The organism is Streptomyces sp. NPDC055506, assembly GCF_053643595.1.
The window spans coordinates 1-25,756 of the sequence record NZ_JBSHKH010000058.1 but is presented as its reverse complement, the minus strand read 5'-3'; the positions used below and the strand labels follow the sequence as shown (position 1 = coordinate 25,756).

Below are 25,756 nucleotides of genomic sequence, written 5' to 3'. Positions count from 1 at the left end.
GCATCGGCATGGTCAGGCCGGGACGCGTACGCCCGCCAGGTTCTCGATCGTCCGGCGGGAGCTCGGCCCGACCACCGCCGCCCACTCCTCGGGCGCGTCGGCCAGCCAGCCGGCCACGCGGGCGGCGAAGCCGGGCACGTGCCGGCCCAGGTCGACCACGGCGCGGTCGAAGCGGCCGGCGCCCTCCGGGGTGCGCACGAGGAGCAGCCCGACGCGGTGGACGATGTCGCGCAGGTCGTCGCCGCTGTTCCGGGCGGCGGCCTGAAGCAGCGCGTCCAGCACGTCGGTGTCGTGCTCGCGGGCCAGGAGCGCGTCGCGCAGTTCGCGGCGCAGCGGGCGGGAGGCGGGGATGCCGGGCGGGGTGAGAACGGCGGCGAGAGCACACCGCAGGCGTACCGCCCCGCCGTCCAGCAGTCCGGTCACCAGGGGCAGCAGCACGGCCCGGGCTTCAGGGCCCCGGTCGAGCCGCTGGTCGACGTACGCGGCCACCTGCCCGGCGAGCTCCGGCCGCTGCTGCGCCGCCTCCCGGACCAGTGCGGCGACCCGCCGGGCCAGGCCGGGCGGGGTGGCGTCGGCGAGCGCCCGCAGCGCCTCCTCCGCGTCCGGCCGCCGCAGCCGTTCCGCGAAGGCGTCGAGGACCGCCTCGGGGTGGGCGAGGAGGGCGCGGGCCGGTACGTCCTGAGGGAAGCGCGGGTCGCCCGCCGCGAAGCGCTCCAGTGCCCGTGGGAGGTACTTGGCCTGGGTGTGCGGGTCCTGGACGAGGAGGGCGAGTGCGCCGCCGTGCAGGGCTTGGCCGGCGGGACGGGCGAGCAGGGCGAGGGCGGCGTAGCGCAGGAGGGCGCGGTCGTCTCCTGTGCGCACGTGGGGTGCGACGCGCAGTCCGTGCGCCACCGCGGCGTCCCGGCGCGCGGGCCGCTCGTCGAGCGCCCACCGGTCCACGGCCCGGCACACCGCCGACGGTTCCTCCTCGGCCAGCACGGCGAGCAGTTCGTCGGCGCGCCGGTGAGCGCGGTCGACGAGCACGTCCGTCAGCTCGTCCAGAGCCCGCCGGCGATGGGTGTGCAGCAGCGCCTGCGCGGCCGTGGCCACCGTCGCGTGCGGGGTGGCGGGCAGCGGCCGCTCGTCGTCGAACCAGTCGGCGAGCAGCGGTTGCACCCCCGTGGGGTCGGCGGTGAGCAGCCGCGCCACGGCGTCCAGGAAGCGAGGACCGGCCTCGCACGGCGGGCCGTCGGCGTGGACCAGCCGCCGCAGCAGGCCGAGGCGGACGTCCTGTCGCAGCCGTACGCCGGTCCAGAAGGCGGGCCCGACCTCCTCCGGCACGGGCCGCCGCTGCCGCCGCCAGGCCACGACCCGGTCGGCGAGCAGCCGCAGCACCTCGGTGTACGGCGTCGCGTCGGGCACGGCCGACAGGGTCCCGGCGAGCAGCCGGGCGGCCCACCAGGACCGGGGGTCGGCGTCCAGTGCGTGCACCAGGTCCGCCAGCCGGGAGGCCAGCCGGCCGGTGCCCTGCTGGCGGGCGAGGAACAGCAGGGCCTGGACCACGGGTCCGATGCGATGGTGCGGGACGGGGTCGGACTGCGGTTCCCGGCCGCGGTGGACGAGGGCCCGCAGCGCCTCGTCCAGGTCGAGGTGCATGCCCTGGAGCCAGTCGGCGAGTTCCTCGTGGGCGAAGCGGTAGCCGGACCCGGCGGGCACGAGCAGTCCCTCGGCGAGGACGGCCTCCGCCCAGCCGGTGCAGCCGCCGAGCCGCGCGGGAGCATGCCCCGACGGGAACACCGTCTCGAACGCCTCCTCGTCCACATCCCCCGTCCCGGGACCGAGGCCGCGCCGGGCGGCCTGGTGCACCTGCCCCGAGACCCTGGCGGCCAGCCGGCGTACGGCGGTGCCGCGCAGTCCGTTCCCGGCGGCCAGGCGCGCGGCGATGCGCAGGGACATCAGGTCCAGGTAGACCGCGAGGAGGTCGTGCCGGTCGACGCCGGCGGCGGGCACATCGGGGGCGGCGTCCAGGGCGGTCCGGATCTCGGCGAGCAGCCGGAGGGCCAGCGGATGCCTGGCGTCCGCGTCGGCGAGGGCGCCTTCCGGGATGCCGTGCCGCAGGCGGGCCTCCCGGGCCTCGTCCTCGGTGAGATCGCCGAGGCGTACACACGCGGGCCGCTCCTCCGCGCCTCCCGGCCGGTGCAGTGCCTCGGCCGGAAACGGCAGCCCCTCCCAGTACTCCGCCCGGCATGCCACCACCAGCCGCGCTCCCGTCTCCCGCAGCCACCGCACCGTCCCGTCCATCCACGAGGCCAGACGGCCGGCCAGGGCCGGCGGCATCTCCTCGGGGCCGTCGAGGGCGAGCAGCAGGGGGCGGCCGAGGTCACGGGCGAGGCCGGCGAGGCGCTCGGGCGTGGTGTCGCCCAGCTCGGCCGGGAAGGAGGCGCGATCGGCTGCCACGGCCAGGGCGGCCCGGGCCAGTGCCCGGCCCACCGCGTCGGCCACCGAGTCGTCGTCGTCCCGCAGTTCGGAGCCGCGCAGCCACAGCGTGGGGAGCCCGCCGCGGCTCCGGCGGGCCGCGAGCGCCGCGAGTTCCGTCGTACGACCGCTGCCGGGCGGCCCGACGAGGCCGAGGACGGCGGCCGGGCCCGCCGTGAAGGCGCTGAACTCGGCCGAGGCAGCCGCCCGTTCGACCGGTTCCGGGAGGCGGGCGCGGCCGTCCTGTGGCACCGATGCGCCGGTCAGCTCCAGTACCCCGGCCAGGTTGAGGTCGTCGCCGTACGCGGGGACCGTCGCCGCGTTCTCGGCGAGCAGTTCGGCGAGCGGGCCCACCGCTCCTGAGACCCGGGGACGCAGTGGCACGGCGAACCCGACGTCGCGGTGGTCGGAGCTGAGCGCCGTACCCAGCACACCTACGACGGCACCGGTCACGGCGTCGAGCACGGGGCCGCCGGCCGCTCCGCCGGCCGGCCGCAGCGCGTCCCGCCCCGCCGTGCCGACCGCCAGCTCCAGCGCGTCGAGGCGGTGGACACCGTTCCTGGCCGTGTACGTCGCGGCGGCCGGGCCCAGGACACGTGCCTCGCGCCAGCCGCCGGCGGCCATCCGCACATAAGTGCCCGTCCGGGTCCCGCCCCGCACGGTGACCGGCAGCGGCGGCACGTCGAGGCCGTCGGTCCGTACGAGGGCCAGGTCAAGGGCGGGCAGCGGGGTCACCGCGTCGGCGGTCACGACCCGGCGGCGGTCCCCGGCGCCGCACAGGACGAGCCGGGGCAGTCCGTCGACGGCCTCGTGGCTGGTGACGAGCGTGCCGCGGTGGTCGGCCAGGAAGCCGGTGCCGCGGGGGCGGCCCGCGAGGTCATGGATACGGACGAGGGCTTCGCCGCGGATCGGGCTTGCCTGCTCCGCTGCCGCCGTTGCCTGATCCGACGCCATCGTCGAGCCTCCCCGCCGTACACCTGTGCCCTCGCGGTCGACGGTAGGGGCGGGATGATCAGCCGGACAGGCCGCTCGGCGAAAGCGCCCCCTTCCGCTCCCCCCGTTCACTCCGAGCGCCCGCACGCACGGGTGAATCAACGGGGACGGCTGGATACACCCTAGGGGTGGGGGAACCGAGGGGGGACCGTGGAGCGGCGGAAGTGGAGGTACCCCGTGGCCGCCGCTCCACGGGCGGACACCGGTCCCCCGACCGTTCGTCAGCCGAAGACGGCCAGGCTCTTGGCCTTGCCCTTCTGCTCCTCGACGAGGGCGAGGAAGCGGCCCTCCGGGTCGAAGACGGCGACGGGGCCGGAGCCCGCGTACTCCTCGGGCATCTCCAGCCGTACGCCGTTGGTGAGCAGCTTGGCCCGCCGGGCGTCGACGTCCCAGCGCGGGAAGGCGGCCGTCGCGGCCTCGGCGATCGGCATCACGGTCAGCTCCTGCTGGTGCTGGTCGAGCGTGCGGGCCGCGTCCAGCTTGTAGGGGCCGACGCGGGTACGGCGCAGGGCGGTGAGATGACCGCCGACGCCGAGGTCGGCGCCCAGGTCGCGGGCGAGGGCCCGGATGTAGGTACCGGAGGAGCAGACGACCGACACGACCAGGTCGAGTACGGGCGTGCCGTCCTCGGCGACGGCGTCCCTGACGTCGTACACGCCGAAGGAGGAGACCGTGACGGGCCGGGCCGGGATGTCGAACTCCTCGCCCTCCCTGGCCCGCTTGTAGGACCGCACCCCGTTGATCTTGATGGCGCTGACCTTGGACGGCACCTGCATGATGTCGCCGGTCAGCTTGGCGACTCCCGCGTCGATGGCGTCGCGGGTGACCCCCGAGGCGTCGGCGGAGGAGGTGAGCTCCCCCTCGGCGTCGTCCGTGAGGGTGTTCTGCCCGAGCCGGATGGTGCCCAGGTACTCCTTCTCGGTCAGCGCTAGGTGGCCGAGGAGCTTGGTCGCCTTCTCCACGCCGAGGACGAGGACGCCCGTCGCCATCGGGTCGAGGGTGCCGGCGTGCCCGACGCGTCGTGTTCTGGCGATGCCGCGCATCTTGGCGACGACGTCGTGCGAAGTGAAGCCCGACGGCTTGTCGACGATGACGAGGCCGTCGGGCGTGGTGTGCTTCTGGGTCATTCGGCGGTGTCGTCCGTCTCGTCGTCCTCGCCCGGCTTGCGGTACGGGTCGGCTTCACCGGCGTACTTCGCGCCGGCGGACGCCTCGCGCACCTTCTCGTCGGACTGGCGCGCCTTGTCGAGGAGGTCCTCGATGTTCCGGGCCGTGTCCGGGAGGGCGTCCATGACGAAGGTCAGGGTCGGCGTGAACTTCACACCGGCGGCCCGGCCCACCTCGGAGCGCAGGATGCCCTTGGCGCTCTCCAGGCCGGCGGCGGCCTCGTTGCGCTCCTCGTCGTCCCCGTACACGGTGTAGAAGACGGTCGCCTCCCGCAGGTCACCCGTGACCCGGGTGTCCGTGATGGTGACGTGCGAGCCGAGCCGCGGGTCCTTGATCCCGCGCTGCAGCTTCTGGGCCACCACCTCTCGGATGAGGTCCGCCAGCCTTTTAGCCCGCGCGTTGTCGGCCACTGGTCCGTCTCCCGTTCTTTCCTGTCTGGGTCGTTCTCTGGGTCGTCAGTCGTCTTCGCCGTGGAAGCGCCGCCTGACGGACAGCAGTTCCACCTCGGGGCGGGCGGCGACCAGCCGTTCGCACCGGTCGAGTACCTCGCTCAGGTGCCCCGCGTCGCCGGACACCAACGCGAGGCCGACGACGGCCCTGCGATGGAGGTCCATGTGGTCCACCTCGGCCGCGCTCACCGCGTACTTGCGCTGGAGCTCGGCGACGATGGGGCGGACGACGGAGCGCTTCTCCTTCAGCGACCGGACGTCGCCGAGGAGCAGGTCGAAGGACAGAGTCCCCACGTACATGTCTATCCGGATGACCCGCCGGTACGGGATCGATGGCCCTGCGGTTTGGGTGGCAGGGACATCAAGAACGGTACCGCGAACCTGCCGGTGGCTCGATCGGGTTTTGCCCACCCGCCTGCCCGACACGGTTGGCCAGGAGGCCCGGCCCCCGGGGCTCCGCCCCGCACCCCGGCCGACGTGCCTCGGCGCCCCGGTCAGCGTGCCAACGGCCAGCCGGCCGACGGGGCAAGCCCCGCCGGCCGGTCTGGGAACCGTGGGTCACACCCGCGGCTTCTCGCGCATCTCGTACGTCGCGATGACGTCGTCGACCTTGATGTCGTTGAAGTTGCCGAGGTTGATACCGCCCTCGAACCCTTCGCGGATCTCGGTGACGTCGTCCTTGAAGCGACGCAGGCCCTCGATGTTGAGGCTCTCCGCGATGACCTTGCCATCGCGCAGCAGGCGGGCCTTGGTGTTCCGCTTGACCTCGCCGGAGCGGATGAGAACACCCGCGATGTTGCCCAGCTTGGACGACTTGAAGACCTCGCGGATCTCCGCCGTGCCGAGCTCGACCTCTTCGTACTCCGGCTTGAGCATGCCCTTGAGGGCCGCTTCGATCTCCTCGATCGCCTGGTAGATGACCGAGTAGTAGCGGACGTCCACGCCCTCGCGCTCCGCCATCTGCTGGGCACGTCCGGCAGCGCGGACGTTGAAGCCGATGACGATCGCGTCCGAGCCCATGGCCAGGTCGATGTCGGACTCCGTGACCGCACCGACGCCGCGGTGCAGGACCCGGATGTCGACCTCTTCGCCGACGTCCAGCTGGAGCAGGGAGGACTCGAGCGCCTCGACCGAACCAGAAGCGTCACCCTTGATGATCAGGTTCAGCTGCTGGACCTCGCCGGCCTTGAGCACCTTGTCCAGGTCCTCGAGCGAGACACGGCGCGTGCGCTTGGCGAACGCGGCGTTGCGCTCACGGGCGGCGCGCTTCTCGGCGATCTGACGGGCCGTACGGTCCTCGTCGACCACCAGGAAGTTGTCGCCCGCGCCCGGGACGTTGGTGAGGCCCAGGACCTGCACCGGCGTCGACGGACCGGCCTCGGCCACGCTGTTGCCGTTGTCGTCGTGCATCGCCCGGACTCGGCCGTACGCGTCGCCGACCACCATGGTGTCGCCGACCCGCAGGGTGCCGCGCTGGACGAGGACCGTCGACACGGCACCACGGCCGCGGTCGAGGCGGGACTCGATCGAGATGCCCTGCGCGTCCTGGTTCGGGTTGGCCCGCAGGTCGAGCGAGGCGTCCGCGGTGAGGACCACGGCCTCCAGCAGGGAGTCGATGTGCAGACCCTGCTTGGCGGAGATGTCGACGAACATCGTGTCGCCGCCGTACTCCTCGGCCACCAGGCCGTACTCGGTCAGCTGACCGCGCACCTTGGTCGGGTCGGCACCCTCGACGTCGATCTTGTTGACCGCGACGACGATCGGGACCTCGGCCGCCTTGGCGTGGTTGAGCGCCTCGACCGTCTGCGGCATGACGCCGTCGTTGGCCGCGACGACCAGGATCGCGATGTCGGTCGACCTCGCACCACGGGCACGCATGGCGGTGAACGCCTCGTGACCCGGGGTGTCGATGAAGGTGATCTTGCGCTCTTCCTCGTTGACCTCGGTCGCGACCTGGTAGGCACCGATGTGCTGGGTGATGCCGCCGGCCTCGCCCGCGATGACGTTCGTCTTGCGGATGGCGTCGAGGAGCCGGGTCTTACCGTGGTCGACGTGACCCATGACGGTGACGACGGGCGGGCGGACCATCAGGTCCTCCTCGTCGCCCTCGTCCTCGCCGAACTCGATGTCGAAGGACTCGAGGAGCTCGCGGTCCTCCTCCTCAGGGCTGACGATCTGAACCGTGTAGTTCATCTCGCCTGCGAGGAGCTGGAGCGTCTCGTCGGAGACGGACTGCGTGGCAGTGACCATCTCGCCGAGGTTCATCATGACCGCGACGAGCGACGCCGGGTTGGCGTTGATCTTCTCCGCGAAGTCGGTGAGGGAGGCACCGCGCGACAGGCGAACGGTCTCGCCGTTGCCGCGAGGCAGCATCACACCGCCGACCGACGGGGCCTGCATGGCCTCGTACTCCTGGCGCCTCTGCCGCTTCGACTTACGGCCACGGCGCGCGGGACCGCCGGGACGACCGAAGGCGCCCTGCGTGCCACCACGACCGCCCGGACCACCGGGACGACCACCGAAGCCGGGACGGCCACCGCCGCCGGGACCACCCGGGCGACCGGCGAAACCGCCGCCACCGCCACCGGGACCACCCGGACGACCGGCGAAACCGCCGCCGCCACCGGGACGACCGCCGCCACCGGGACCGCGGCCGCCGGGGCCACCGCCACCGGGACGCGGGCCGGCAGCCGGACGCTGCGGCATCATGCCGGGGTTCGGACGAGGACCGGCGGAGCCGCCGCCGGGACGCGGGCCGCCGCCCTGCGGACGCGGCATCGAGCCGGGGCTCGGACGGTTACCGCCCGGAGCCTGCGGACGCGGGCCGCCACCCTGGGCGCCGGGCGCCTGGGGACGGGGACCGCCACCCGGGCCGCCGGGGCCGGGACGGCCGCCCTGCGGACGGGGCGCCTGCGGGCGCGCCATGCCGGTGGAGCCACCGGACGTGAAGGGGTTGTTGCCCGGACGCGGACCGGCCGGACGGGATCCGCCCTGACGCGGCGCCGGAGCACCGGGACGCGGGCCCCGCTCGCCACCGGGACGGCCCTGGCCGCCCTGGCCCTGGCCGGGACCGCCGGAGGGGCGGCCACCACCGGGCTTGGGGGCGCCGGGGCGCCCACCGCCGCCGGGCTTCGGCGCGGCCGGGGACGGAGCCGCCGCGGGCGGCGCCGTGAACTCGGGCGCGGCCGGGGCCGGACGCGGCGCGGGCTTGGGGCCCGGCGTCGGGCGCGGACCCGGGGTCGGCGCGGGGGCCGAGGGGGCCGACGGCTCCTGGGCCGCGGCGGGCTTGGGTGCGGCCGGCGGCTTCGGGGCAGCCGGACGTGCCGCCTGCGCCGGAGAGGGCGCGGCGGGACGGGGGGCCGCCTTCTTGGGGGCTGCGGGCTTCGCGGCGGACTTGCCGTTGCCACCGCCCTGGAAGGCGTCAGTCAGTTTGCGTACGACGGGCGCTTCGATCGTCGAAGACGCCGAACGGACGAATTCACCGAGTTCCTGGAGCTTGGCCATGACGACCTTGCTCTCTACACCGAACTCCTTGGCGAGTTCGTAGACCCGGACCTTAGCCACTTCGCTCCTTTGAGGTCCGGGTTACGTCCGGACCGTCGCTAGTTCATGGGCGTACTCATCGCGTACTCATCGAGTGCTCATCGCAATCTCGACCTGCTTTCGACTCGCGAGGTACCAAGCCGCACGGTGTTCCGTGCGACACGTCTTTACCGTGTTGCCTGGTCGGCAACTGTTGTCTGCTCGACGTATCGGCGCAACGCCTTTGTGTCGAGCGGTCCCGGGGCGCGCAGTGCCCTCGGGAACGCCCGTCGGCGTACCGCCTGGTCGAGACAGATCTGGGCGGGGTGTACGTACGCACCCCGGCCGGGCAGCGTACCGCGAGGATCAGGGGCGCATGCGTCCTCGATCAACACGATCCGCAACAGATCGGCCTTGGCCGCTCGCTCCCGACACCCCACACAAGTGCGTTCAGGGCATGCGCGGACGCGCGTCCGGCCAGACACTGTTAAGTCTACCTCCCCGTACGCGCCTGACCCCTTTGGGGCAGGATTCGAACAGTTGCCGCGCATGAACCTGTCGTGATCTGAACGACCCGCGGCTTGGATCTATTCCCCGGAGCTACTCTCCGGAGCCGTTCGCCGCGGGTTCCGTGTCCGGGCGGATGTCGATCCGCCAGCCGGTCAGCCGGGCGGCGAGCCGGGCGTTCTGCCCTTCCTTGCCGATGGCCAGGGAGAGCTGGTAGTCGGGCACGGTCACCCGGGCCGACCGGGTCGCCATGTCCACGATCTCCACCTTGGAGACCCGGGCCGGGGACAGCGCGTTCGCCACCATCTCGGCCGGGTCCTCCGACCAGTCGACGATGTCGATCTTCTCGCCGTTCAGCTCGCCCATCACATTGCGCACACGGCCGCCCATGGGGCCGATGCAGGCGCCCTTGGCGTTCAGCCCGGACCGGGTGGAGCGGACGGCGATCTTCGTCCGGTGACCGGCCTCGCGGGCGATCGCGGAGATCTCCACGGACCCGTCGGCGATCTCCGGCACCTCCAGGGCGAACAGCTTCTTCACCAGATTGGGGTGCGTACGGGACAGCGTCACGGACGGGCCGCGCACACCCTTGGCCACCCGGACGACGTACGACCGCAGGCGCAAGCCGTGCTGGTAGGACTCCCCCGGCACCTGCTCCTGCACCGGCAGGATGGCTTCGAGCTTGCCGATGTCGACGAGCACGTTCTTCGGGTCGCGGCCCTGCTGGACGACGCCGGTGACGATGTCGCCCTCGCGGCCGGCGTACTCACCGAGCGTCGCGTCGTCCTCGGCGTCGCGCAGGCGCTGCAGGATGACCTGCTTGGCCGTGGTGGCGGCGATACGGCCGAAGCCCGTGGGGGTGTCGTCGAACTCGCGGGCCTCCTGGCCCTCCTCGAGGTCGTCGGGGTCCTCCTTCGCCCACACTGTCACATGGCCGGTCTGCCGGTTGAGCTCCACGCGCGCGTGACGGCGGCTTCCCTCGGTGCGGTGGTAGGCGATGAGGAGGGCCGACTCGATCGCCTCGACCAGCAGGTCGAAGGAGATCTCCTTCTCCCGAACCAAGCCCCGCAGGGCGCTCATGTCGATGTCCACGGCTACGCCTCCTCTTCCTTCTTGTTGTCCTTGCGGCTGAACTCGACCTGGACACGCGCCCGGACGATGTCCTCGAAGGCGAGTCTGCGTGCGGTGGGCTTGCGGCCCTTGACTCCGGGGATCTCGGTGTCGACACCGTCGTCGTCGACCTTCAGGATCCGGGCGACCAGCTCGCCGTCCTCGGCCAGCTGGAACTTCACCAGGCGGTCCGTGGCGCGCACGTAGTGCCGGTGTTCCGTGAGGAGGCGTTCCGCGCCCGGGGTGCCGACCTCGAGGGTGTACTCCCCCTCGCCCATCGCGTCCGACTTGTCGAGCTTCGCCGAGAGCGCGCGGCTCACATCGGCGATCTGGTCCAGGTCGGCGCCCGTGTCCGAGTCGACGACCACGCGCAGCACACGCTTGCGCCCGACGGAGTCCACTTCGATCTCTTCGAGGTCCAGGCCCTGAGAGCTGACGAGCGGTTCCAGTAGTTCTCGCAGCCTCTCGCTCTGGGTGGTGCTCATCCGGGTGACTCCTCGGCCGCGTGTGCTGTTGTGGGATGGGGCGCGTGTCTGGTCAAAGGGTATCCGGTCGCAGGGAGTGTTGCCGTCCACCCGGTGACGATCGGTGCCGCTGAGTGGTCCCGGGCGAAGGCCCGGGTACCGTGATCACGGGCGTGCAGCCCTGCCAGTCGCTTCTTTCTCGTACGAGCCCCCCGAGGACGTCTGAAGTGCCGTTTTCCCCATCGCCGCGCGCCCGCTCGGGGCCGCGCAGGAGGAGTCTGCTCGCCGTCGGCCCGACGGCCCTCGCCCTGGCCGGGTGCACCGCCGGCGACGAGGACTCCGGTGACCCGGGCGACGGCCCGTCGGCCGCCGACCGCAGGGCACGCGCGCGTGCGGCTCGGGACAGCGAGGAGCTGGTCGAGCGGTACGACGCCGTGATCGCGGCCCGCCCGGGGCTCGCGGAGTGGCTGCGGCCGCTGCGGGAGGAGGTCGTACGGCACACGCGGGCGTTCGGCGGCGGCCGGAAGGCGTCTGCCTTCCCTTCTGTCTCCCCTTCTGCCTCCTCCGCGTCATCGTCCCCTTCGGCCGCTCCTGTGCCGGGGAACGACCGGGACGCGCTGGCCCTGCTCGCCGCCGCGGAGCGGGAGCTCGCCGACCGGCGGGCCAAGGCGCTGGTCGGTGCGCCGGGCGAGCTGGCGCGGCTGCTGGCCTCGGTGGCGGCCGCCGGGGCGGCGCACGTCTATCTGCTGACGGAGGGTGACGCGTGAGCGACGCGAAGGACCAGGAGCTGCGGGCCCTCCAGGCGGCGCTGGCCGCCGAACACGCGGCGGTGTACGGCTACGGGGTCGTGGGCGGGCGGATCGGCGACGGGCAGCGCATCGAGGCACGGACGGCGTACGACGCGCACCGGGCGCGCAGGGATGCGCTGGCGCGCGAGGTGAAGGACCTGGGCGGCAGGCCCGCGGCAGCGGCCGCCGGGTACGCGCTGCCGTTCCCGGTGCCGGACGCCGCGGCCGCGGTGCGGCTCGCCGCCGAGCTGGAGGACCGGGTGGCCGGGGTCTACTCCGACCTGGTGCGCGCGGCGGCCGGCGGGCGGCGGGTGCTGGCCGCGGATGCGCTGCGGGAGGCCGCGGTGCGGGCGGTGCGCTGGCGCGGCGAGAGCGTAGCCTTCCCTGGGCTCGCAGAGCGGGCGGACACGGCTCCGCCCGCGGCCGCGCCCACGGCGTGACCCCTTAGGGCACGCACCGCGGACAGTACGAAGGGAACGACTCGCGCATGGTTTTCGAACCGCCGAAGCGCCTGGTCAGGGCGCTCGGTGAGACGGCACCGGACGGTGACGACTGGCTGGAGAAGCTGCCCGAGGCGGCGCAGCGTGCCGTCGCTCTACGCGAGTTGACCGTGGAGCGAGTGCAGGTGCCCGGCGGGCGCAGCAGCCTGGTCGTGCTGGTGCGGACGGCCGACGGGACACCCGCCGTGCTCAAGCTGGCGCCGGTCCGGGCCCGCCCGGAGGCGGAGCGGGCCGCGCTGGCGCAGTGGGGCGGCCTGGGTGCCGTACAGCTGGTGGAACCCTTCACGGCTGAGGGGGCGCTGCTGCTGGAGCGGCTGCATCCCGATGTGTCAGTGCGGTCGCTGCCTGAGGCGAAGGCGCTGCTGGAGGCGGCGGGGACGCTGCGGCGGCTGTGGGTGGAGCCGCCCGCCGATTTCCCCTTCGAGACCGTGGCGGAGCGGACCGGGCGGCAGGCCGAGGCGATGCGGGCGCGGGCCCAGGCCGATCCCGAGGTGGCCCCGCTCGTCGACCTGGCGCTCGCGGCGCGCCAGGAGCTGGTGGCCGCGCCGCCCGAACACCGGCTGCTGCACGGCACGTTCCGGCAGAGCAAGGTGCTCGCCGGGGAGCGGATGCCGTGGCTGGCCGTGGGCCCCGACCCGGTGGTCGGCGAGTGCGCCTTCGATCTGGCCCGGCTGGTGCGCGACCGGGTGGAGGACCTGATCGCCCAGCCGTCCGGGGCGGCCACGACCCGGCGCCGGGTGAAGCGGCTGGCCGAGTCCCTGGACGTGGAGCAGGAGCGGCTGCGCGGGTGGACGCTGTTCCGGGCCGTGGAGTCCGGTGTACGGGCGGGGCGGGTCGGGCGGCCCCGGGACGCGGAGCTGCTGCTGGAGTTCGCGAGCTGGCTGTGAGCGCCCCGGGAGGCTGTGAGCGCCCGGAAGGACCGGGGCGCTCACAGGGCATGGTCGTCGCTCAGGCGGTGAGCCGGGCGATGGCCTCCTCGACCGTCAGCTCCTCGCGCTCGCCGGTGCGGCGGTCCTTCAGTTCCACCACGCCGTCGGCCGCGCGCCGGCCGGCCACCAGGATCTGCGGTACGCCGATCAGCTCGGAGTCCGTGAACTTGACGCCCGGGGAGACGCCGGCGCGGTCGTCGACCAGGACGCGGACACCGGCCTTCGCCAGCTTCCCGGAGATGTCGAGGGCCAGTTCGGTCTGGAGTGCCTTGCCGGCGGCGACCACGTGGACGTCGGCCGGGGCGACCTCCTGGGGCCAGCACAGGCCCTTGTCGTCGGCGCTCTGCTCGGCGAGGGCGGCCACCGCGCGGGAGACACCGACGCCGTAGGAGCCCATGGTGACGCGGACCGGCTTGCCGTTCTGGCCGAGGACGTCGAGCTTGAGGGCGTCGGTGTACTTGCGGCCCAGCTGGAAGATGTGGCCGATCTCGATGGCGCGGTCGAGGACGAGGCCGGTGCCGCACTTCGGGCAGGGGTCGCCCTCCTGCACGACCACGACGTCGACGTATTCGCCGACCTCGAAGTCGCGGCCCGCGACGACGTTCTTCGTGTGCGTGCCGGCCTTGTTGGCGCCGGTGATCCAGGCCGTGCCGGGTGCCACGCGCGGGTCGGCGATGTAGGTGACCTTCTCCAGGCCCTGCGGTCCGACGTAGCCGCGGACCAGGTCGGGGCGGGTCGCGAAGTCCGTCTCGGTGACCAGCTCGACGGCGGCCGGGGCGAAGTGCGCCTCGACCTTGTCCATGTCGACCTCGCGGTCTCCGGGGACGCCGACGGCGACGATCTCGCCGTCGACCTTGACCAGGAGGTTCTTCAGCGTGGCGGAGGCCGGGACGCCGAGGGAGGCGGCGAGGGTCTCGATGGTGGGGGTGTCGGGGGTCGGGATGTCCTCGGCGGCCGGGAGGTCCGAGGCGTCGACGGGCTTCAACTCGTACGAGATCGCCTCGGTGTTGGCGGCGAAGTCGCAGTTCGGGCAGTCGGCGAAGGTGTCCTCGCCGGCCTCGGCCGGGGCGAGGAACTCCTCGGACTTGGAGCCGCCCATGGCGCCGGCGGTGGCGGCGCAGATGCGGTAGTCGAGGCCGAGGCGCGCGAAGATCTTCTGGTAGGCCTCGCGGTGCAGCGCGTAGGACCGGGCGAGGCCCTCGTCCTCGGTGTCGAAGGAGTAGGAGTCCTTCATCAGGAACTCGCGGCCGCGCAGGATGCCGGCGCGGGGGCGGGCCTCGTCGCGGTACTTGTTCTGGATCTGGTAGAGGATCACCGGCAGGTCCTTGTAGGAGGACGCCTGGTCCTTCACCAGCAGGGTGAAGATCTCCTCGTGGGTGGGGCCGAGGAGGTAGTCGCCGCCCCGGCGGTCCTGGAGACGGAACAGCTCGGGGCCGTACTCGTCCCAGCGGCCGGTGGCGTCGTACGGCTCACGCGGCAGGATGGCGGGGAGCAGCACCTCCTGGGCGCCGATCGCGTCCATCTCCTCGCGGACGATGCGCTCCACGTTGGACAGGACCCGCTTGCCGAGCGGCAGCCAGCTCCAGATGCCGGCGGCGGTACGGCGCACGTACCCGGCGCGGACGAGGAGCTTGTGGCTGAGGACCTCGGCGTCCGCCGGGTCGTCGCGCAACGTCTTCGCCATCAACTGGGACATGCGCTGGACCGGTACGTTCGCCATGGTTCCTCTGCTCCTGCTGCGTGTGGGTGATGGCAGGAGGTTATCCGGGGGGTACGGGGCGGTGGAAATCGGTTAGGGGCGCAGCAGCGGGAGCGGGGCGCCCATCACGGCGTACGGCTTGGGGGCGCTGGGGAAGAGGACCTGGCGGGCGAGGTCCTGGTAGCCGAGGGAGCGGTAGAGGGCGCGGGCGGGGCTCTCGGTGTCGATCGCGGAGAGGATCGAGCGGGGTTCGGCGGCGCCGTCGGTGATGGTGGTGATCAGGGTGCGTCCGATGCCGCGGCTCTGGTGGGCGGGGTGGACGTGCAGTTCGGTGATCACGAAGGAGTCGTCGAGCCAGTGGTCGTGGTGGTTGGCTCTGAGGTAGGGCTCCACGACGGTGGACCACCAGTGGGTGCGGTCGTTGGGCATGCCGTAGACGAAACCGACGAGGTTGCCGTCTGCTTTCGCGCCGAGGGCGCGGGCGCCCGGGTAGGTCATGTGGCGGAGGACGATCTGGCGGCGGACGGCTACCTCGTCCGGGCCTAGGCCGAAGGCCACGGCTTGGATGGCCAGAGCCTCGTCTACGTGGGCGGAGAGGTCGAGTGGGCCGATCACCAGGTCCATGGCGGGGAGCCTACAGGGGGGTTCCCGTTCATTGCCGGGTGGCGGCTTGGATGTGGCTGGTCGCGCAGTTCCCCGCGCCCCTTTTGGGGCGCTTCAGAACAGCACACTCATGAAGGCTCCCACTTCTTGGAAGCCCACTCGCTGATACGTCCTTCTGGCCGCCGTGTTGAAGTCGTTCACGTAGAGGCTGACCACCGGGGCGACGTCGGCCAGGGCGTAGCGCAGCACGGCTGCCATGCCGGGGGCGGCCAGGCCCGTGCCCCGGTACTCGGGGGCGACCCACACGCCCTGGATCTGACAGGCGCGGTCCGTCGCGGCGCCGATCTCCGCCTTGAAGACGACCTTGCCGTCCGCGTCGAAGCGGGCGAACGCGCGGCCGGAGCCGACGAGTTCGGCGACCCGCGCCTGGTAGAGGAGGCCCCCGTCGCCGGCGAGCGGGGAGATCCCGACCTCCTCGGTGAACATCGCCACACACGCCGGCATGAGCGTTTCCATCTCGTCCTTGCGGACGCGGCGGACGTAGGGGTCCGGGGCGATGCCGGTGGGCAGGCTGTCGGTGACCATGAGCGGCTGCCGGCGGCGGACGTCGCGGGCCGGGCCCCACTGGGGTTCCAGCAGCCGCCACAGGTCGGCGGTGGACCCGGCGGGGCCGACGATGGAGGAGCAGCGGCGGCCGGCCCGGCGGGCGCGGTCGGCGAAGGCGCGGACGGCGCGGGGGCCGGCGCAGATCGGGACGAGGTTGGCGCCCGCGTAGCACAGGGACGTCAGCATGCCGTCCTCGTACCAGCCCCACATCTCGCCGCCGAGCCGCCAGGGGTCGAGGCCGGCGATCCGCACCCTGGACGTCACGAAGGCGTTCGCGACGGGCTCGCGGTCGAGCACGGCGAGCGCGGCGTCCAGGTCGCTCGGTTCGAGGACCCGTGAGGTGGTCTGCGTCAACAAGTGCGGGGCCCTCACACACTGGGGTCGTTTGGTCTCCGCACTATAGCTGCGCTGCTTGGGCGGGGCGCCTTGGAGCTCGGGGCTTCTCGTCGGCAGGCGGCTGCGGGTTGTCTGTGGCTGGTCGCGCCCACGTGGCGGAGCCGCATATCGACAACAGCCCCGCGCCCCCAACGGACAGGGCGCGGGCCCAACCGGCGTCAAAAGTTAGCCCGCTACCGCCACCGACGGTTCGCCCGAGGTCACGCCGTCCGCCTCCATCTGCTCGGCGATCTTCATCGCCTCTTCGATGAGGGTCTCGACGATCTTGGACTCGGGGACGGTCTTGATGACCTCGCCCTTGACGAAGATCTGGCCCTTGCCGTTGCCGGAGGCGACGCCGAGGTCGGCCTCGCGGGCCTCGCCGGGGCCGTTGACGACGCAGCCCATGACGGCGACGCGGAGGGGGACCTCCATGCCGGTCAGGCCTGCCGTGACCTCTTCGGCCAGCTTGTAGACGTCGACCTGGGCGCGGCCGCAGGACGGGCAGGAGACGATCTCCAGGCCGCGCTGCTTGAGGTTCAGGGACTCCAGGATCTGGTTGCCGACCTTGACCTCCTCGACCGGCGGGGCCGACAGGGAGACGCGGATCGTGTCGCCGATGCCCTGGGAGAGCAGCGCGCCGAAGGCGACGGCCGACTTGATCGTGCCCTGGAAGGCCGGGCCGGCCTCCGTCACGCCGAGGTGCAGCGGGTAGTCGCACTGGGCCGCCAGCTGGCGGTACGCCTCGACCATCACGACCGGATCGTTGTGCTTGACCGAGATCTTGATGTCGCGGAAGTCGTGCTCCTCGAAGAGGGAGGCCTCCCACAGGGCGGACTCGGCCAGCGCCTCGGGGGTCGCCTTGCCGTACTTCTGCAGCAGACGGCGGTCCAGCGAGCCCGCGTTGACGCCGATCCGGATCGGGGTGCCGTGGTCCTTGGCGGCCCGCGCGATCTCCTTGACCTTGTCGTCGAACTGCTTGATGTTGCCCGGGTTCACGCGGACGGCGGCGCAGCCGGCCTCGATCGCGGCGAAGACGTACTTCGGCTGGAAGTGGATGTCGGCGATGACCGGGATCTGCGACTTGCGCGCGATGGTCGCCAGGGCGTCGGCGTCGTCCTGGGTCGGGCAGGCGACGCGGACGATCTGACAGCCGGAGGCGGTCAGCTCGGCGATCTGCTGGAGGGTGGAGCCGATGTCGGACGTACGCGTCGTGGTCATCGACTGCACCGAGACGGGGGCGTCTCCGCCGACCGCCACGGTGCCGACCTGGATCTGGCGGCTCTTCCGGCGCTCGGCGAGCCTGGTCGGTACGGACGGCATGCCGAGAGAAATCGCAGTCATCTGCTGTGCAACCCCAAGTCGTGGATCAAGGTCCGGTCCCGTGAGCAGCGGGCTCCGAGCTTCGAGATTACGGCACATGCCTCGGCGCGGGCACATCCCGCCCGCACAGCCACTCAATGGGAGGCGGCCCGGCACAAAGCATGCCGGGCCGCCTCGAACCGCGTATGACTAGGAGATTCTCACCGGGTTAACGACGTCCGCGATCAGGACGAGGATCGTGAAGCAGATGAAGATCCCCGCGACCACGTAGGCGACCGGCATGAGCTTCGCCACGTCGAAGGGGCCCGGGTCCGGCCGGCGCAGCACCTTGGCGGTGTTGCGGCGCAGCGACTCCCACAGCGCGCCCGCGACATGGCCGCCGTCGAGCGGCAGCAGCGGGAGCATGTTGAACAGGAACAGGGAGAGGTTGAAGCCGGCGACCAGCATGAGGGCCATGGCCAGTTGCTGGGTGGGCGGGATGTCCAGCGTGAAGATCTCGCCGCCGACACGGGCCGCGCCGACCACGCCCATCGGGGAGTCGGCCTCACGGGGCGCGCCGTCGAAGGCCGCGTTCCACAGCGCCGGGATCTTGCCGGGGAGGGCGGCGAGGGAGTCGACGGCGTCGCCGATCCGGTCCCCCATCCAGCTCACGGACTCGCCGAAGTCCTGCTTGACCACGCCGGTGGCCGCGCTGAAGCCGAGGAAGCCGGCCTGGACGTACTGGCCCTCGACGATCTGCCCGCTCGAGTCCTTCTTGGCGACCTGGTTGGTGGCGATCTTCGCCTGGAGGGTGACGTCCTGGCCCTTGCGGTCGACGACGATCGGCACTTCCTGGCCGGGGGTGGCGCGGATGAGGTCGGAGAGCTTGTTCCAGTCGTCGGTGCGCACGCCGTTGAAGGAGACGATCTTGTCGCCCGCCTTCAGGCCGGCGGCGGCGGCCGGGCTGGCCGGGTCGCCCTTCTCGCACTTGTCGCGGTTCTCGCTCTGGGCGATGACGCACTGGGAGACGGAGCTGACGGTGTTCGTCTGCTGGGTGATGCCGAAGCCCATCAGGATGGCGAGGAACAGCGCCACCGCGAGGACCAGGTTCATGAAGGGGCCCGCGAACATCACGATCACGCGCTTCCAGGGCTTGCGCGTGTAGAACAGGCGGTTCTCGTCGCCCGGCCCGAGCTCCTCGTAGGCGGCGGTGCGGGCGTCCTCGATCATGCCGCGCCAGGGGGAGGTGGAGCGTGCCGTCAGCCTGCCGTCGGGGCCGGGCGGGAACATGCCGATCATGCGGATGTAGCCGCCGAACGGGATGGCCTTGATCCCGTACTCGGTCTCGCCCTTCTTGCGGGACCAGATGGTCGGGCCGAAGCCGACCATGTACTGCGGCACGCGGATGCCGAACAGCTTGGCGGTCGACAGGTGCCCCAGCTCGTGCCACGCGATCGAGAACAGCAGGCCGACCACGAACAGGACTATGCCGAGGATGAACATCAGGGTCGTCATGCACGGGCCTCCGCCGTCTGTGCCGCCAGTTCCCGGGCCCGGGTCCGCGCCCAGGTCTCCGCTTCGAGGACGTCCGACACGGTGAGTGAGGTTCCCGTACGCGGGGTGCCGTGCTCCTCGACGACCCGGGTGACGGTCTCCATGATGCCGTTGAAGGGCAGCGCGCCCTGGCGGAACGCCTCCACGCACTCCTCGTTGGCCGCATTGAACACCGCGGGGGCGGTGCCCGCGAGCTCGCCGACGTGCCGGGCGAGGTTCACCGAGGGGAAGGCCTCGTTGTCGAGCGGGAAGAACTCCCAGGTCGAGGCCTTGCTCCAGTCGAAGGTGGGGGCGGCGTCGGGGACGCGCTCGGGCCAGCCGATGCCGATGGCGATGGGCCCCCGCATGTCGGGCGGGGTCGCCTGGGCCAGTGTCGATCCATCCGTGAACTCAACCATCGAGTGGACATACGACTGCGGATGCACGACGACCTCAATGCGGTCGAAGGGAATGTCGTAGAGGAGGTGTGCCTCGATGACCTCCAGGCCCTTGTTGACGAGGGTCGCGGAGTTGATCGTGATGACCGGGCCCATCGCCCAGGTGGGGTGGGCGAGGGCGTCCTCGACGGTGACGTTCGCCAGCTCCTGCTTCGTACGGCCTCGGAAGGGGCCGCCGGAGGCGGTGACCACCAGCTTGCGGACGTCGGCGCGGGTGCCGGCGGCCAGGGCCTGGAAGAGCGCCGCGTGCTCGGAGTCGACCGGGATGATCTGGCCGGGCTTGGCGAGGGCCTTGACCAGCGGGCCGCCCACGATGAGCGACTCCTTGTTGGCGAGCGCGAGGGTGCGGCCCGCCTCCAGGGCGGCCAGGGTCGGGGCGAGGCCGATGGAGCCGGTGATGCCGTTCAGGACGGTGTGGCAGTCGGATGCCGCCAGGCGCGTGGCCGCGTCCGGGCCTGCGAGGATCTCGGGGAGCGGCTCGCCCGTGCCGTACTGCGCGGAGAGCGCCTCGCGCAGGGCCGGTACGACGTCCTCGCGCGCGACCGCGACCGTGGGCACCCGCAGCCGGTACGCCTGCTCGGCCAGAAGGGCGACGCGGCCGCCGTTGGCGGACAGGCCGGTGACCCGGAAGCGGTCGGGGTTGCGCAGCACGAGGTCGATGGCCTGGGTGCCGATGGACCCGGTGGAGCCGAGGATCACCACGTCCTTCGGGCCGTCGCCCGCGACAGGGTCGTAGACGAGGTGCGGGTCGGCGAGGAGGGCTGGACTGTCGCTCATTCCTCCATTGTTGCCGTAAGGGTGGTGGGTGAGGACAGCGCATCCCCTTCCCAGGGGCGCGCGCCACGACAGCTCGCGCCCCCGGGGAGGGCCGGGTTTACCGGATCGGCCGGTGGAGGTTCTCCCGCTGGGAGGCTCCCGGGGTCGCGTCCGCGATCCAGGGGCCGTCGCCCGACGGGTCGACGATGCCCTGCTCCAGCCATTCGTAGGTGCCGGAGAGGACGCCCTTGACGACCTTGCGGTCGAGGTCGTCGGTGTTGGTCCACAGGCGGTTGAAGAGCTCTTCGATCCGGATGCGGGCCTGGCGGCAGAAGACGTCGGCGAGCTGGTAGGCCTCACGGCCGTGGTCGCCCTGGCTGCGCAGGAGTTCGGCGCGTACGCAGGCCGCGCTCATGGCGAACAGTTCGGCGCCGATGTCGACGATCCGGCCGAGGAAGCCCTGCTTGGACTCCATCCGGCCCTGCCAGCGGGACATGGCGTAGAAGGTGGAACGGGCGAGTTTGCGGGAGGTGCGCTCGACGTAGCGCAGGTGCTGGGAGAGGTCCACGCCGTGTTTGAAGTCGCCGTAGGACATGGGGAGCTGGCCCGGGCCCGCGACGAGCTTGGGGAGCCACTTGGCGTAGAAGGCGCCCGCGTTCGCGCCCGCCTTCGCCTTGTCGCCCAGGGACTTCTCCGGGTCGATGAGGTCGCCGGCGACCGAGAGGTGGGCGTCCACGGCCTCGCGGGCGATCAGCAGGTGCATGATCTCCGTGGAGCCCTCGAAGATGCGGTTGATGCGCAGGTCGCGCAGGAGCTGTTCGGCGGGGACGCCGCGCTCGCCGCGGGCCCGGAGGGACTCGGCCGTCTCGAAGCCGCGTCCGCCGCGGATCTGGACGAGTTCGTCGGCCATCGTCCAGGCCATCTCGGAGGCGTACAGCTTGGCGAGGGCGCCTTCGATGCGGATGTCGTTGCGGTCCTCGTCGGCCATCTGCGAGGCCAGGTCCGTCACGGCCTCCAGGGCGAACGTGGTGGCCGCGATGAAGGAGATCTTGGAGCCGACCGCCTCGTGGTGCGCGACGGGCTTGCCCCACTGCTCGCGGACCGCCGACCACTCCCGGGCGATCTTCAGGCACCACTTGCCGGCCGCGACGCAGGAGGCAGGCAGGGAGAGCCGCCCGGTGTTGAGCGTGGTCAGGGCGATCTTCAGGCCCTGACCCTCCTCGCCGACGCGGTTGGCGGCGGGGACCCGGACCTGGTGGAAGCGGGTGACGCCGTTCTCGATGCCGCGCAGGCCCATGAAGGCGTTGCGGTTCTCCACGGTGACGCCCGGGGAGTTCGTCTCCACGACGAAGGCGGTGATGCCGCCCCGGTGGCCCTCGCTCCTCGGCACCCGGGCCATGACGACCAGCAGGTCGGCGACGACACCGTTGGTGGTCCACAGCTTCACGCCGTCGAGGACATAGTCGTCGCCGTCCGGGATCGCCGTGGTGGCGAGGCGGGCAGGGTCGGAGCCGACGTCGGGTTCGGTGAGCAGGAAGGCGCTGATGTCGGTGCGGGCGCAGCGCGGCAGGAAGCGCTCGCGCTGCTCCTGGGTGCCGAACAGCTTCAGGGGCTGCGGCACGCCGATCGACTGGTGCGCGGAGAGCAGCACGCCGATCGCGGGGCTGGCGGAGCCGGCCAGGGAGAGGGCCTTGTTGTAGTACACCTGGGTGAGGCCGAGCCCGCCGTACTTGGTGTCGATCTTCATGCCGAAGGCGCCGAGCTCCTTCAGGCCGTCGATCACCTCGTCGGGGATCCTGGCGTCGCGCTCGATGACGGCCGGGTCCACCTTCGTCTCGACGAAGTCGCGGAGCTTGGCGAGGAACTCCTCGCCGCGCTGGGCCGCCTCGTCGCCGGGGAGCGGGTGGGGGTGGATGAGGTCGAGCCGGAAGCGGCCGAGGAACAGCTCCTTGGCGAAGCTGGGCTTGCGCCAGTGCTGTTCCCGGGCGGCCTCCGCCACCTCACGGGCCTCCCGCTCGGTGACGGCGGGACGGGAAGAGGGAGTGGAAGCGGACATGAGGGGCACCTCGCCGCAACTAGGGTAATTGAGGACTGTACGTTACCGACCAGTGCTACTGGATCGTTGGTACCCGAAACCGGACGCTCCCACCAGTCCTCGCGCGTCCGTTCAGCCGAAGGCCTGGCTCCGCCGCACACCTGAGGGCGGTGGTGCGCCGGAGCGCCTTCCGGGAGACTGACCCCCTTCTCCGCACCCGCCCCGGAAATCGGTATCGAAGCGCTTCGACAACCTATGGACACGTACTCCCTGCTGGAGCTACTGTCGAACCACCCTCACCCACCCATATCAGCAATGCGCATTGTCGAAGCGCTTCACAAGAGCTTGGAGAGCTGGATGGTCACCCTCGCCGAGGTCGCCCAGCACGCCGGAGTCTCGGCGAGCACGGTGAGCTATGTCCTCAGCGGCAAGCGGTCCATCTCCGTCAACACCCGGCAGCGTGTCGAGCGGAGCATCCGCGAGCTCGGGTACCACCCGAACGCCGGGGCCCGCGCCCTGGCCAGCAGCAAGTCGAACATCATCGCGCTGATGATCCCGCTGCGCACGGACATGTACGTGCCCGTGATGATGGAGATCGCCATCGCGGTGGCGACCTCGGCCCGCACACACGGGTACGACGTGCTGCTGCTCACCGGTGAGGAGGGCCCCGACGCGGTGCGCCGCGTCGCCGGGAGCGGGCTCGCCGACGGAATGATCCTGATGGACGTCGAGCTCGACGACGAACGGCTGCCGTTGCTGCGCGCGACCGACCAGCCGTCCGTGCTCATCGGGCTGCCCGCCGACACCTCCGGTCTGACCTGCGTCGATCTGGACTTCAGGGCGACGGGCGCGCTGTGTGTGGAGCACCTGGCGAAGCAGGGGCACCATGACATCGCCGTCATCGGCGAGGCCCCGGCCGTCTACGAGCGGCACACGGGCTTCGCCGAACGCACCCTCGACGGGCTCAGGTCGCGTTCCCGGGAGCTGGGTGTGCGGCTGCTGCACCGGCCGTGCGAGGGCGGCTACGACGCGATGGCCGTGACCCTCGCCCGGATCCTCGACGAGCGCCCGGACACCTCCGGGATCATCGTGCAGAACGAGTCGGCGGTCGAGCCGCTGCTCGCCCTGCTGCGGCAGCAGGGCCGGGCCGTGCCGGAGGACGTGTCGGTGGTCGCGATCTGCCCCGACCAGGTCGCGACACAGGCCTCCGTGCGGCTCACCTCGGTCGCCATCCCCGCCCAGGAGATGGGCCGGCACGCTGTGGAACACCTGGTCGCCAAGCTCGAGGGACACGGCAGCGACGAGGTCGTGCTGATCGCGCCCGAGCTGACGGTACGGACGAGCACGGGGCCGGCGCCGGCCCGGCCGTAGTCACTCCCCGCCATTGAACAGCGCCCCTTCCAGGGCACCCCCATGTCTGCTTCCGCACAGGAGCCCGCCACGTGAATCAGCCTGCTGAAACCCAGCCCCAGGTGAGTCTGGCGCAGTCCTCCCCCACCGTCGGCACGTTCCGCGAGCGGGACGGCGCGCTGGAGTGGAGCGGCCGCCAGGAGACCGTACGGATCGAGCCGTGGGGTCCGGACGCGGTCCGGGTGCGTGCCCGGCTGGGCGGCCCGGTCCTCGAGGGGCTCCCGGGCGCCCTGCTCGACGAGGCCCCCGCGACGCCCTCCACGGTGAAGATCGAGGACGGCCGGGGACAGCTGACCGTCGGCGCGCTCACCGTCGAGGTGAACGCCGAGGGCCTGGTCCGCTTCCTGCGGACGGAGGACTCCGCCGAGCTGCTCGCCGAGGACCGCGCCCACTTCTGGTGGCCCGGCTCCCGCCTCTACACGGCCGTGGGCAACGGCCACCACCGTCTGGAGCAGCGCTTCGCCGCCTACGACGACGAGAAGCTGTTCGGCCTCGGCCAGCACCAGCACGGACGGCTCGACCAGAAGGGCCTGGTGCTGGACCTGGTCCAGCGCAACGCCGAGGTCGGCATCCCGGTGCTCACCTCCAGCCGGGGCTACACGCTGCTGTGGAACAACCCGGCGATCGGCCGTGTGGAGCTGGCGCACAACGGCACCCGGTGGGTCGCCGACTCGGCCCGGCAGATCGACTACTGGATCACGGCGGGCGACCCGTCCGGCGCCCAGAGCCGCTACAGCGCGGTGACCGGCCGGACGCCGATGCTGCCGGAGTGGGCGGCGGGCTTCTGGCAGTGCAAGCTGCGCTACCGCACCCAGGACGAACTCATGGCGGTGGCGAGGGAGTACAAGCGGCGCGGTCTGCCCCTCTCCGCGATCGTCTGCGACTTCTTCCACTGGACGCACCTCGGCGACTGGAAGTTCGACCCGAAGGAGTGGCCCGACCCGGGGGCGATGGTGCGCGAGCTGGACGAGCTCGGCATCAAACTCGTGGTGAGCGTCTGGCCCTCGGTGTCGCCGCTGAGCGAGAACCACCCGGTCATGGAGCAGCGCGGCTACTTCATCGGCACCCAGTACGGCCCGATGGCGCACGCCGACTGGCCCGACAAGGAGGTGGCGTCCACGGTCCAGGTGGCCTTCTACGACGCCACCAACCCGGACGCCCGGGAGTTCGTGTGGTCGAAGGTGAAGGAGAACTACCTCGACACGTACGGCATCACGGCGTTCTGGCTGGACGCCTGCGAGCCGGAGCTGAAGCCGGGCTTCCAGGAGAACCTGCGCTACTGGGCGGGCCCCGGCCTGGAGGTCGGCAACGCCTACCCGGCCGAGAACGCCCGCACCTTCTACGAGGGCCTGCTCGCGACCGGCGAGGAGGAGATCGTCACCCTCAACCGCTCGGCCTGGGCGGGCAGTCAGCGCTACGGCGCCGCGCTGTGGTCGGGTGACATCGGCACCGACTTCCCGACCCTGCGCCGCCAGATCGCGGCCGGCCTCAACACGGCCCTGTCGGGCATCCCGTGGTGGAACACCGACATCGGCGGCTTCCACGGGGGCGACCCGGACGACCCGGCGTACCGGGAGGTGATGGTGCGCTGGTTCCAGTTCGGCGCGCTGTCCCCGCTGATGCGGCTGCACGGCTTCCGCGACCCGGGCATGCCGCTGGGCCCGGAGATGACGGGCGGCCCGAACGAGGTGTGGTCGTACGGCGAGGAGGCCGGAGCCGTCCTGGAGAAGTACCTGCGGCTGCGTGAGCGCCTGAAGCCGTATGTGCTGGACGTGATGCGCGCGGCCCACGAGGAGGGGCTGCCGGTGATGCGGCCGCTGTTCCTGGAGTTCCCCGACGACCAGGCCACCTGGTCGGTGGACGACTCCTACCTCTTCGGCCCGGACCTGCTGGTCGCGCCGGTGCTGACCGCCGGAGCGACCGCCCGTACCGCGTATCTGCCGGCGGGGGCCGTCTGGACGGACGCGTGGACGGGTGAGACGTACGAGGGCGGCCGGGCCGTGACGGTCGACGCCCCGCTGGACCGCATCCCGCTCTTTCTGCGGGACGGGGCACGGCTGCCGGTAGCGGAGTAGCCGTCGTGGTGGAGGCCGGGGC

20 protein-coding genes are annotated in these 25,756 nt (G+C 71.9%); 5 read left to right on the top strand and 15 right to left on the bottom strand.

Annotated elements, in window-relative coordinates; all coding sequences use genetic code 11:
• Positions 1-12: 12 nt before the first annotated feature.
• The 8 genes from ACWIF2_RS22260 to rimP form a co-directional block, all read right to left on the bottom strand.
• Positions 13-3,408, bottom strand: a complete 3,396-nt coding sequence (locus tag ACWIF2_RS22260) for a trypsin-like peptidase domain-containing protein (protein WP_454362369.1) — start codon at positions 3,406-3,408, stop codon at positions 13-15.
• Positions 3,409-3,668: 260 nt separating this feature from the next.
• Positions 3,669-4,574, bottom strand: a complete 906-nt coding sequence (gene truB, locus ACWIF2_RS22255) for a tRNA pseudouridine(55) synthase TruB (RefSeq protein WP_454362368.1) — start codon at positions 4,572-4,574, stop codon at positions 3,669-3,671.
• Positions 4,571-5,023: a 30S ribosome-binding factor RbfA gene (gene rbfA, locus ACWIF2_RS22250; protein WP_454362367.1), complete on the bottom strand. Its 453-nt coding sequence runs from the start codon at positions 5,021-5,023 to the stop codon at positions 4,571-4,573. Before rbfA ends, truB begins: the two co-directional genes overlap by 4 nt.
• A gap of 45 nt (positions 5,024-5,068) precedes the next feature.
• The gene (locus ACWIF2_RS22245) at positions 5,069-5,362 is read right to left on the bottom strand and encodes a DUF503 domain-containing protein (RefSeq protein ID WP_184598380.1); all 294 of its coding nucleotides are present in this window, start codon (positions 5,360-5,362) and stop codon (positions 5,069-5,071) included.
• A gap of 258 nt (positions 5,363-5,620) precedes the next feature.
• A complete protein-coding gene (gene infB, locus ACWIF2_RS22240) occupies positions 5,621-8,626 on the bottom strand; it encodes a translation initiation factor IF-2 (protein WP_454362366.1) in 3,006 nt (1,001 codons plus the stop codon).
• A gap of 146 nt (positions 8,627-8,772) precedes the next feature.
• Positions 8,773-9,069: a YlxR family protein gene (locus tag ACWIF2_RS22235; protein WP_454362365.1), complete on the bottom strand. Its 297-nt coding sequence runs from the start codon at positions 9,067-9,069 to the stop codon at positions 8,773-8,775.
• Positions 9,070-9,184: 115 nt separating this feature from the next.
• Positions 9,185-10,183, bottom strand: a complete 999-nt coding sequence (gene nusA / locus ACWIF2_RS22230; protein ID WP_454362364.1) for a transcription termination factor NusA — start codon at positions 10,181-10,183, stop codon at positions 9,185-9,187.
• A 2-nt stretch (positions 10,184-10,185) separates the two neighbouring features.
• Positions 10,186-10,686, bottom strand: coding sequence for a ribosome maturation factor RimP (rimP, locus tag ACWIF2_RS22225; RefSeq protein WP_454362363.1), 501 nt, complete (start codon positions 10,684-10,686; stop codon positions 10,186-10,188).
• A gap of 206 nt (positions 10,687-10,892) precedes the next feature.
• Here rimP and ACWIF2_RS22220 point away from each other — a divergent pair, with 206 nt between their 5' ends.
• The 3 genes from ACWIF2_RS22220 to ACWIF2_RS22210 are packed head-to-tail and all read left to right on the top strand — an operon-like array spanning position 10,893 to position 12,840.
• Entirely contained in the window at positions 10,893-11,432 is a 540-nt protein-coding gene (locus tag ACWIF2_RS22220; RefSeq protein ID WP_454362362.1) for a hypothetical protein, read from the top strand.
• A complete protein-coding gene (locus tag ACWIF2_RS22215; RefSeq protein WP_382496751.1) occupies positions 11,429-11,893 on the top strand; it encodes a ferritin-like domain-containing protein in 465 nt (154 codons plus the stop codon). Before ACWIF2_RS22220 ends, ACWIF2_RS22215 begins: the two co-directional genes overlap by 4 nt.
• Positions 11,894-11,940: 47 nt before the next feature.
• On the top strand, positions 11,941-12,840 hold the full coding sequence (locus ACWIF2_RS22210) for an aminoglycoside phosphotransferase family protein (RefSeq protein WP_454362361.1): 900 nt from the start codon (positions 11,941-11,943) through the stop codon (positions 12,838-12,840).
• A gap of 61 nt (positions 12,841-12,901) precedes the next feature.
• Here the strand turns inward: ACWIF2_RS22210 and ACWIF2_RS22205 are convergent, their stop codons facing one another.
• The 7 genes from ACWIF2_RS22205 to ACWIF2_RS22175 form a co-directional block, all read right to left on the bottom strand.
• Positions 12,902-14,602, bottom strand: coding sequence for a proline--tRNA ligase (locus tag ACWIF2_RS22205; RefSeq protein ID WP_454362360.1), 1,701 nt, complete (start codon positions 14,600-14,602; stop codon positions 12,902-12,904).
• A gap of 72 nt (positions 14,603-14,674) precedes the next feature.
• Positions 14,675-15,205, bottom strand: coding sequence for a GNAT family N-acetyltransferase (locus ACWIF2_RS22200; RefSeq protein ID WP_454362359.1), 531 nt, complete (start codon positions 15,203-15,205; stop codon positions 14,675-14,677).
• Between the two features lie 93 nt (positions 15,206-15,298).
• Positions 15,299-16,147, bottom strand: coding sequence for a GNAT family N-acetyltransferase (locus tag ACWIF2_RS22195; protein ID WP_454362358.1), 849 nt, complete (start codon positions 16,145-16,147; stop codon positions 15,299-15,301).
• Positions 16,148-16,351: 204 nt separating this feature from the next.
• The gene (gene ispG / locus ACWIF2_RS22190) at positions 16,352-17,509 is read right to left on the bottom strand and encodes a flavodoxin-dependent (E)-4-hydroxy-3-methylbut-2-enyl-diphosphate synthase (protein ID WP_454362357.1); all 1,158 of its coding nucleotides are present in this window, start codon (positions 17,507-17,509) and stop codon (positions 16,352-16,354) included.
• A 168-nt stretch (positions 17,510-17,677) separates the two neighbouring features.
• Positions 17,678-18,970: a M50 family metallopeptidase gene (locus ACWIF2_RS22185; protein ID WP_454362386.1), complete on the bottom strand. Its 1,293-nt coding sequence runs from the start codon at positions 18,968-18,970 to the stop codon at positions 17,678-17,680.
• 8 nt (positions 18,971-18,978) lie between these two features.
• Positions 18,979-20,235, bottom strand: coding sequence for a 1-deoxy-D-xylulose-5-phosphate reductoisomerase (dxr, locus tag ACWIF2_RS22180; protein ID WP_454362356.1), 1,257 nt, complete (start codon positions 20,233-20,235; stop codon positions 18,979-18,981).
• A 97-nt stretch (positions 20,236-20,332) separates the two neighbouring features.
• Positions 20,333-22,270, bottom strand: a complete 1,938-nt coding sequence (locus tag ACWIF2_RS22175; protein ID WP_454362355.1) for an acyl-CoA dehydrogenase family protein — start codon at positions 22,268-22,270, stop codon at positions 20,333-20,335.
• Positions 22,271-22,606: 336 nt separating this feature from the next.
• On the opposite strand from ACWIF2_RS22175, the gene ACWIF2_RS22170 reads away from it, so the two are divergent.
• Together ACWIF2_RS22170 and ACWIF2_RS22165 are read left to right on the top strand one after the other, a co-directional pair.
• Positions 22,607-23,620 carry a LacI family DNA-binding transcriptional regulator gene (locus ACWIF2_RS22170; RefSeq protein ID WP_454362385.1) on the top strand — a complete coding sequence of 338 codons (1,014 nt, stop codon included), beginning with the start codon at positions 22,607-22,609 and terminating at the stop codon, positions 23,618-23,620.
• A 71-nt stretch (positions 23,621-23,691) separates the two neighbouring features.
• Positions 23,692-25,734 (top strand): glycoside hydrolase family 31 protein, encoded by a 2,043-nt coding sequence (locus tag ACWIF2_RS22165; protein ID WP_454362354.1) that lies wholly within the window; start codon positions 23,692-23,694, stop codon positions 25,732-25,734.
• Positions 25,735-25,756 lie beyond the last annotated feature (22 nt).

Coding starts and splice junctions, on each gene's coding strand:
- rimP (WP_454362363.1), bottom strand. CDS start 10,686: ATGAGCACCACCCAGAGCGAGAGGCTGCGAGAACTACTGGAACCGCTC.
- ACWIF2_RS22175 (WP_454362355.1), bottom strand. CDS start 22,270: ATGTCCGCTTCCACTCCCTCTTCCCGTCCCGCCGTCACCGAGCGGGAG.
- ACWIF2_RS22185 (WP_454362386.1), bottom strand. CDS start 18,970: ATGTTCATCCTCGGCATAGTCCTGTTCGTGGTCGGCCTGCTGTTCTCG.
- ACWIF2_RS22245 (WP_184598380.1), bottom strand. CDS start 5,362: ATGTACGTGGGGACTCTGTCCTTCGACCTGCTCCTCGGCGACGTCCGG.
- ispG (WP_454362357.1), bottom strand. CDS start 17,509: ATGACTGCGATTTCTCTCGGCATGCCGTCCGTACCGACCAGGCTCGCC.
- dxr (WP_454362356.1), bottom strand. CDS start 20,235: ATGAGCGACAGTCCAGCCCTCCTCGCCGACCCGCACCTCGTCTACGAC.
- ACWIF2_RS22210 (WP_454362361.1), top strand. CDS start 11,941: ATGGTTTTCGAACCGCCGAAGCGCCTGGTCAGGGCGCTCGGTGAGACG.
- truB (WP_454362368.1), bottom strand. CDS start 4,574: ATGACCCAGAAGCACACCACGCCCGACGGCCTCGTCATCGTCGACAAG.
- ACWIF2_RS22170 (WP_454362385.1), top strand. CDS start 22,607: ATGGTCACCCTCGCCGAGGTCGCCCAGCACGCCGGAGTCTCGGCGAGC.
- ACWIF2_RS22260 (WP_454362369.1), bottom strand. CDS start 3,408: ATGGCGTCGGATCAGGCAACGGCGGCAGCGGAGCAGGCAAGCCCGATC.
- ACWIF2_RS22205 (WP_454362360.1), bottom strand. CDS start 14,602: ATGGCGAACGTACCGGTCCAGCGCATGTCCCAGTTGATGGCGAAGACG.
- ACWIF2_RS22200 (WP_454362359.1), bottom strand. CDS start 15,205: ATGGACCTGGTGATCGGCCCACTCGACCTCTCCGCCCACGTAGACGAG.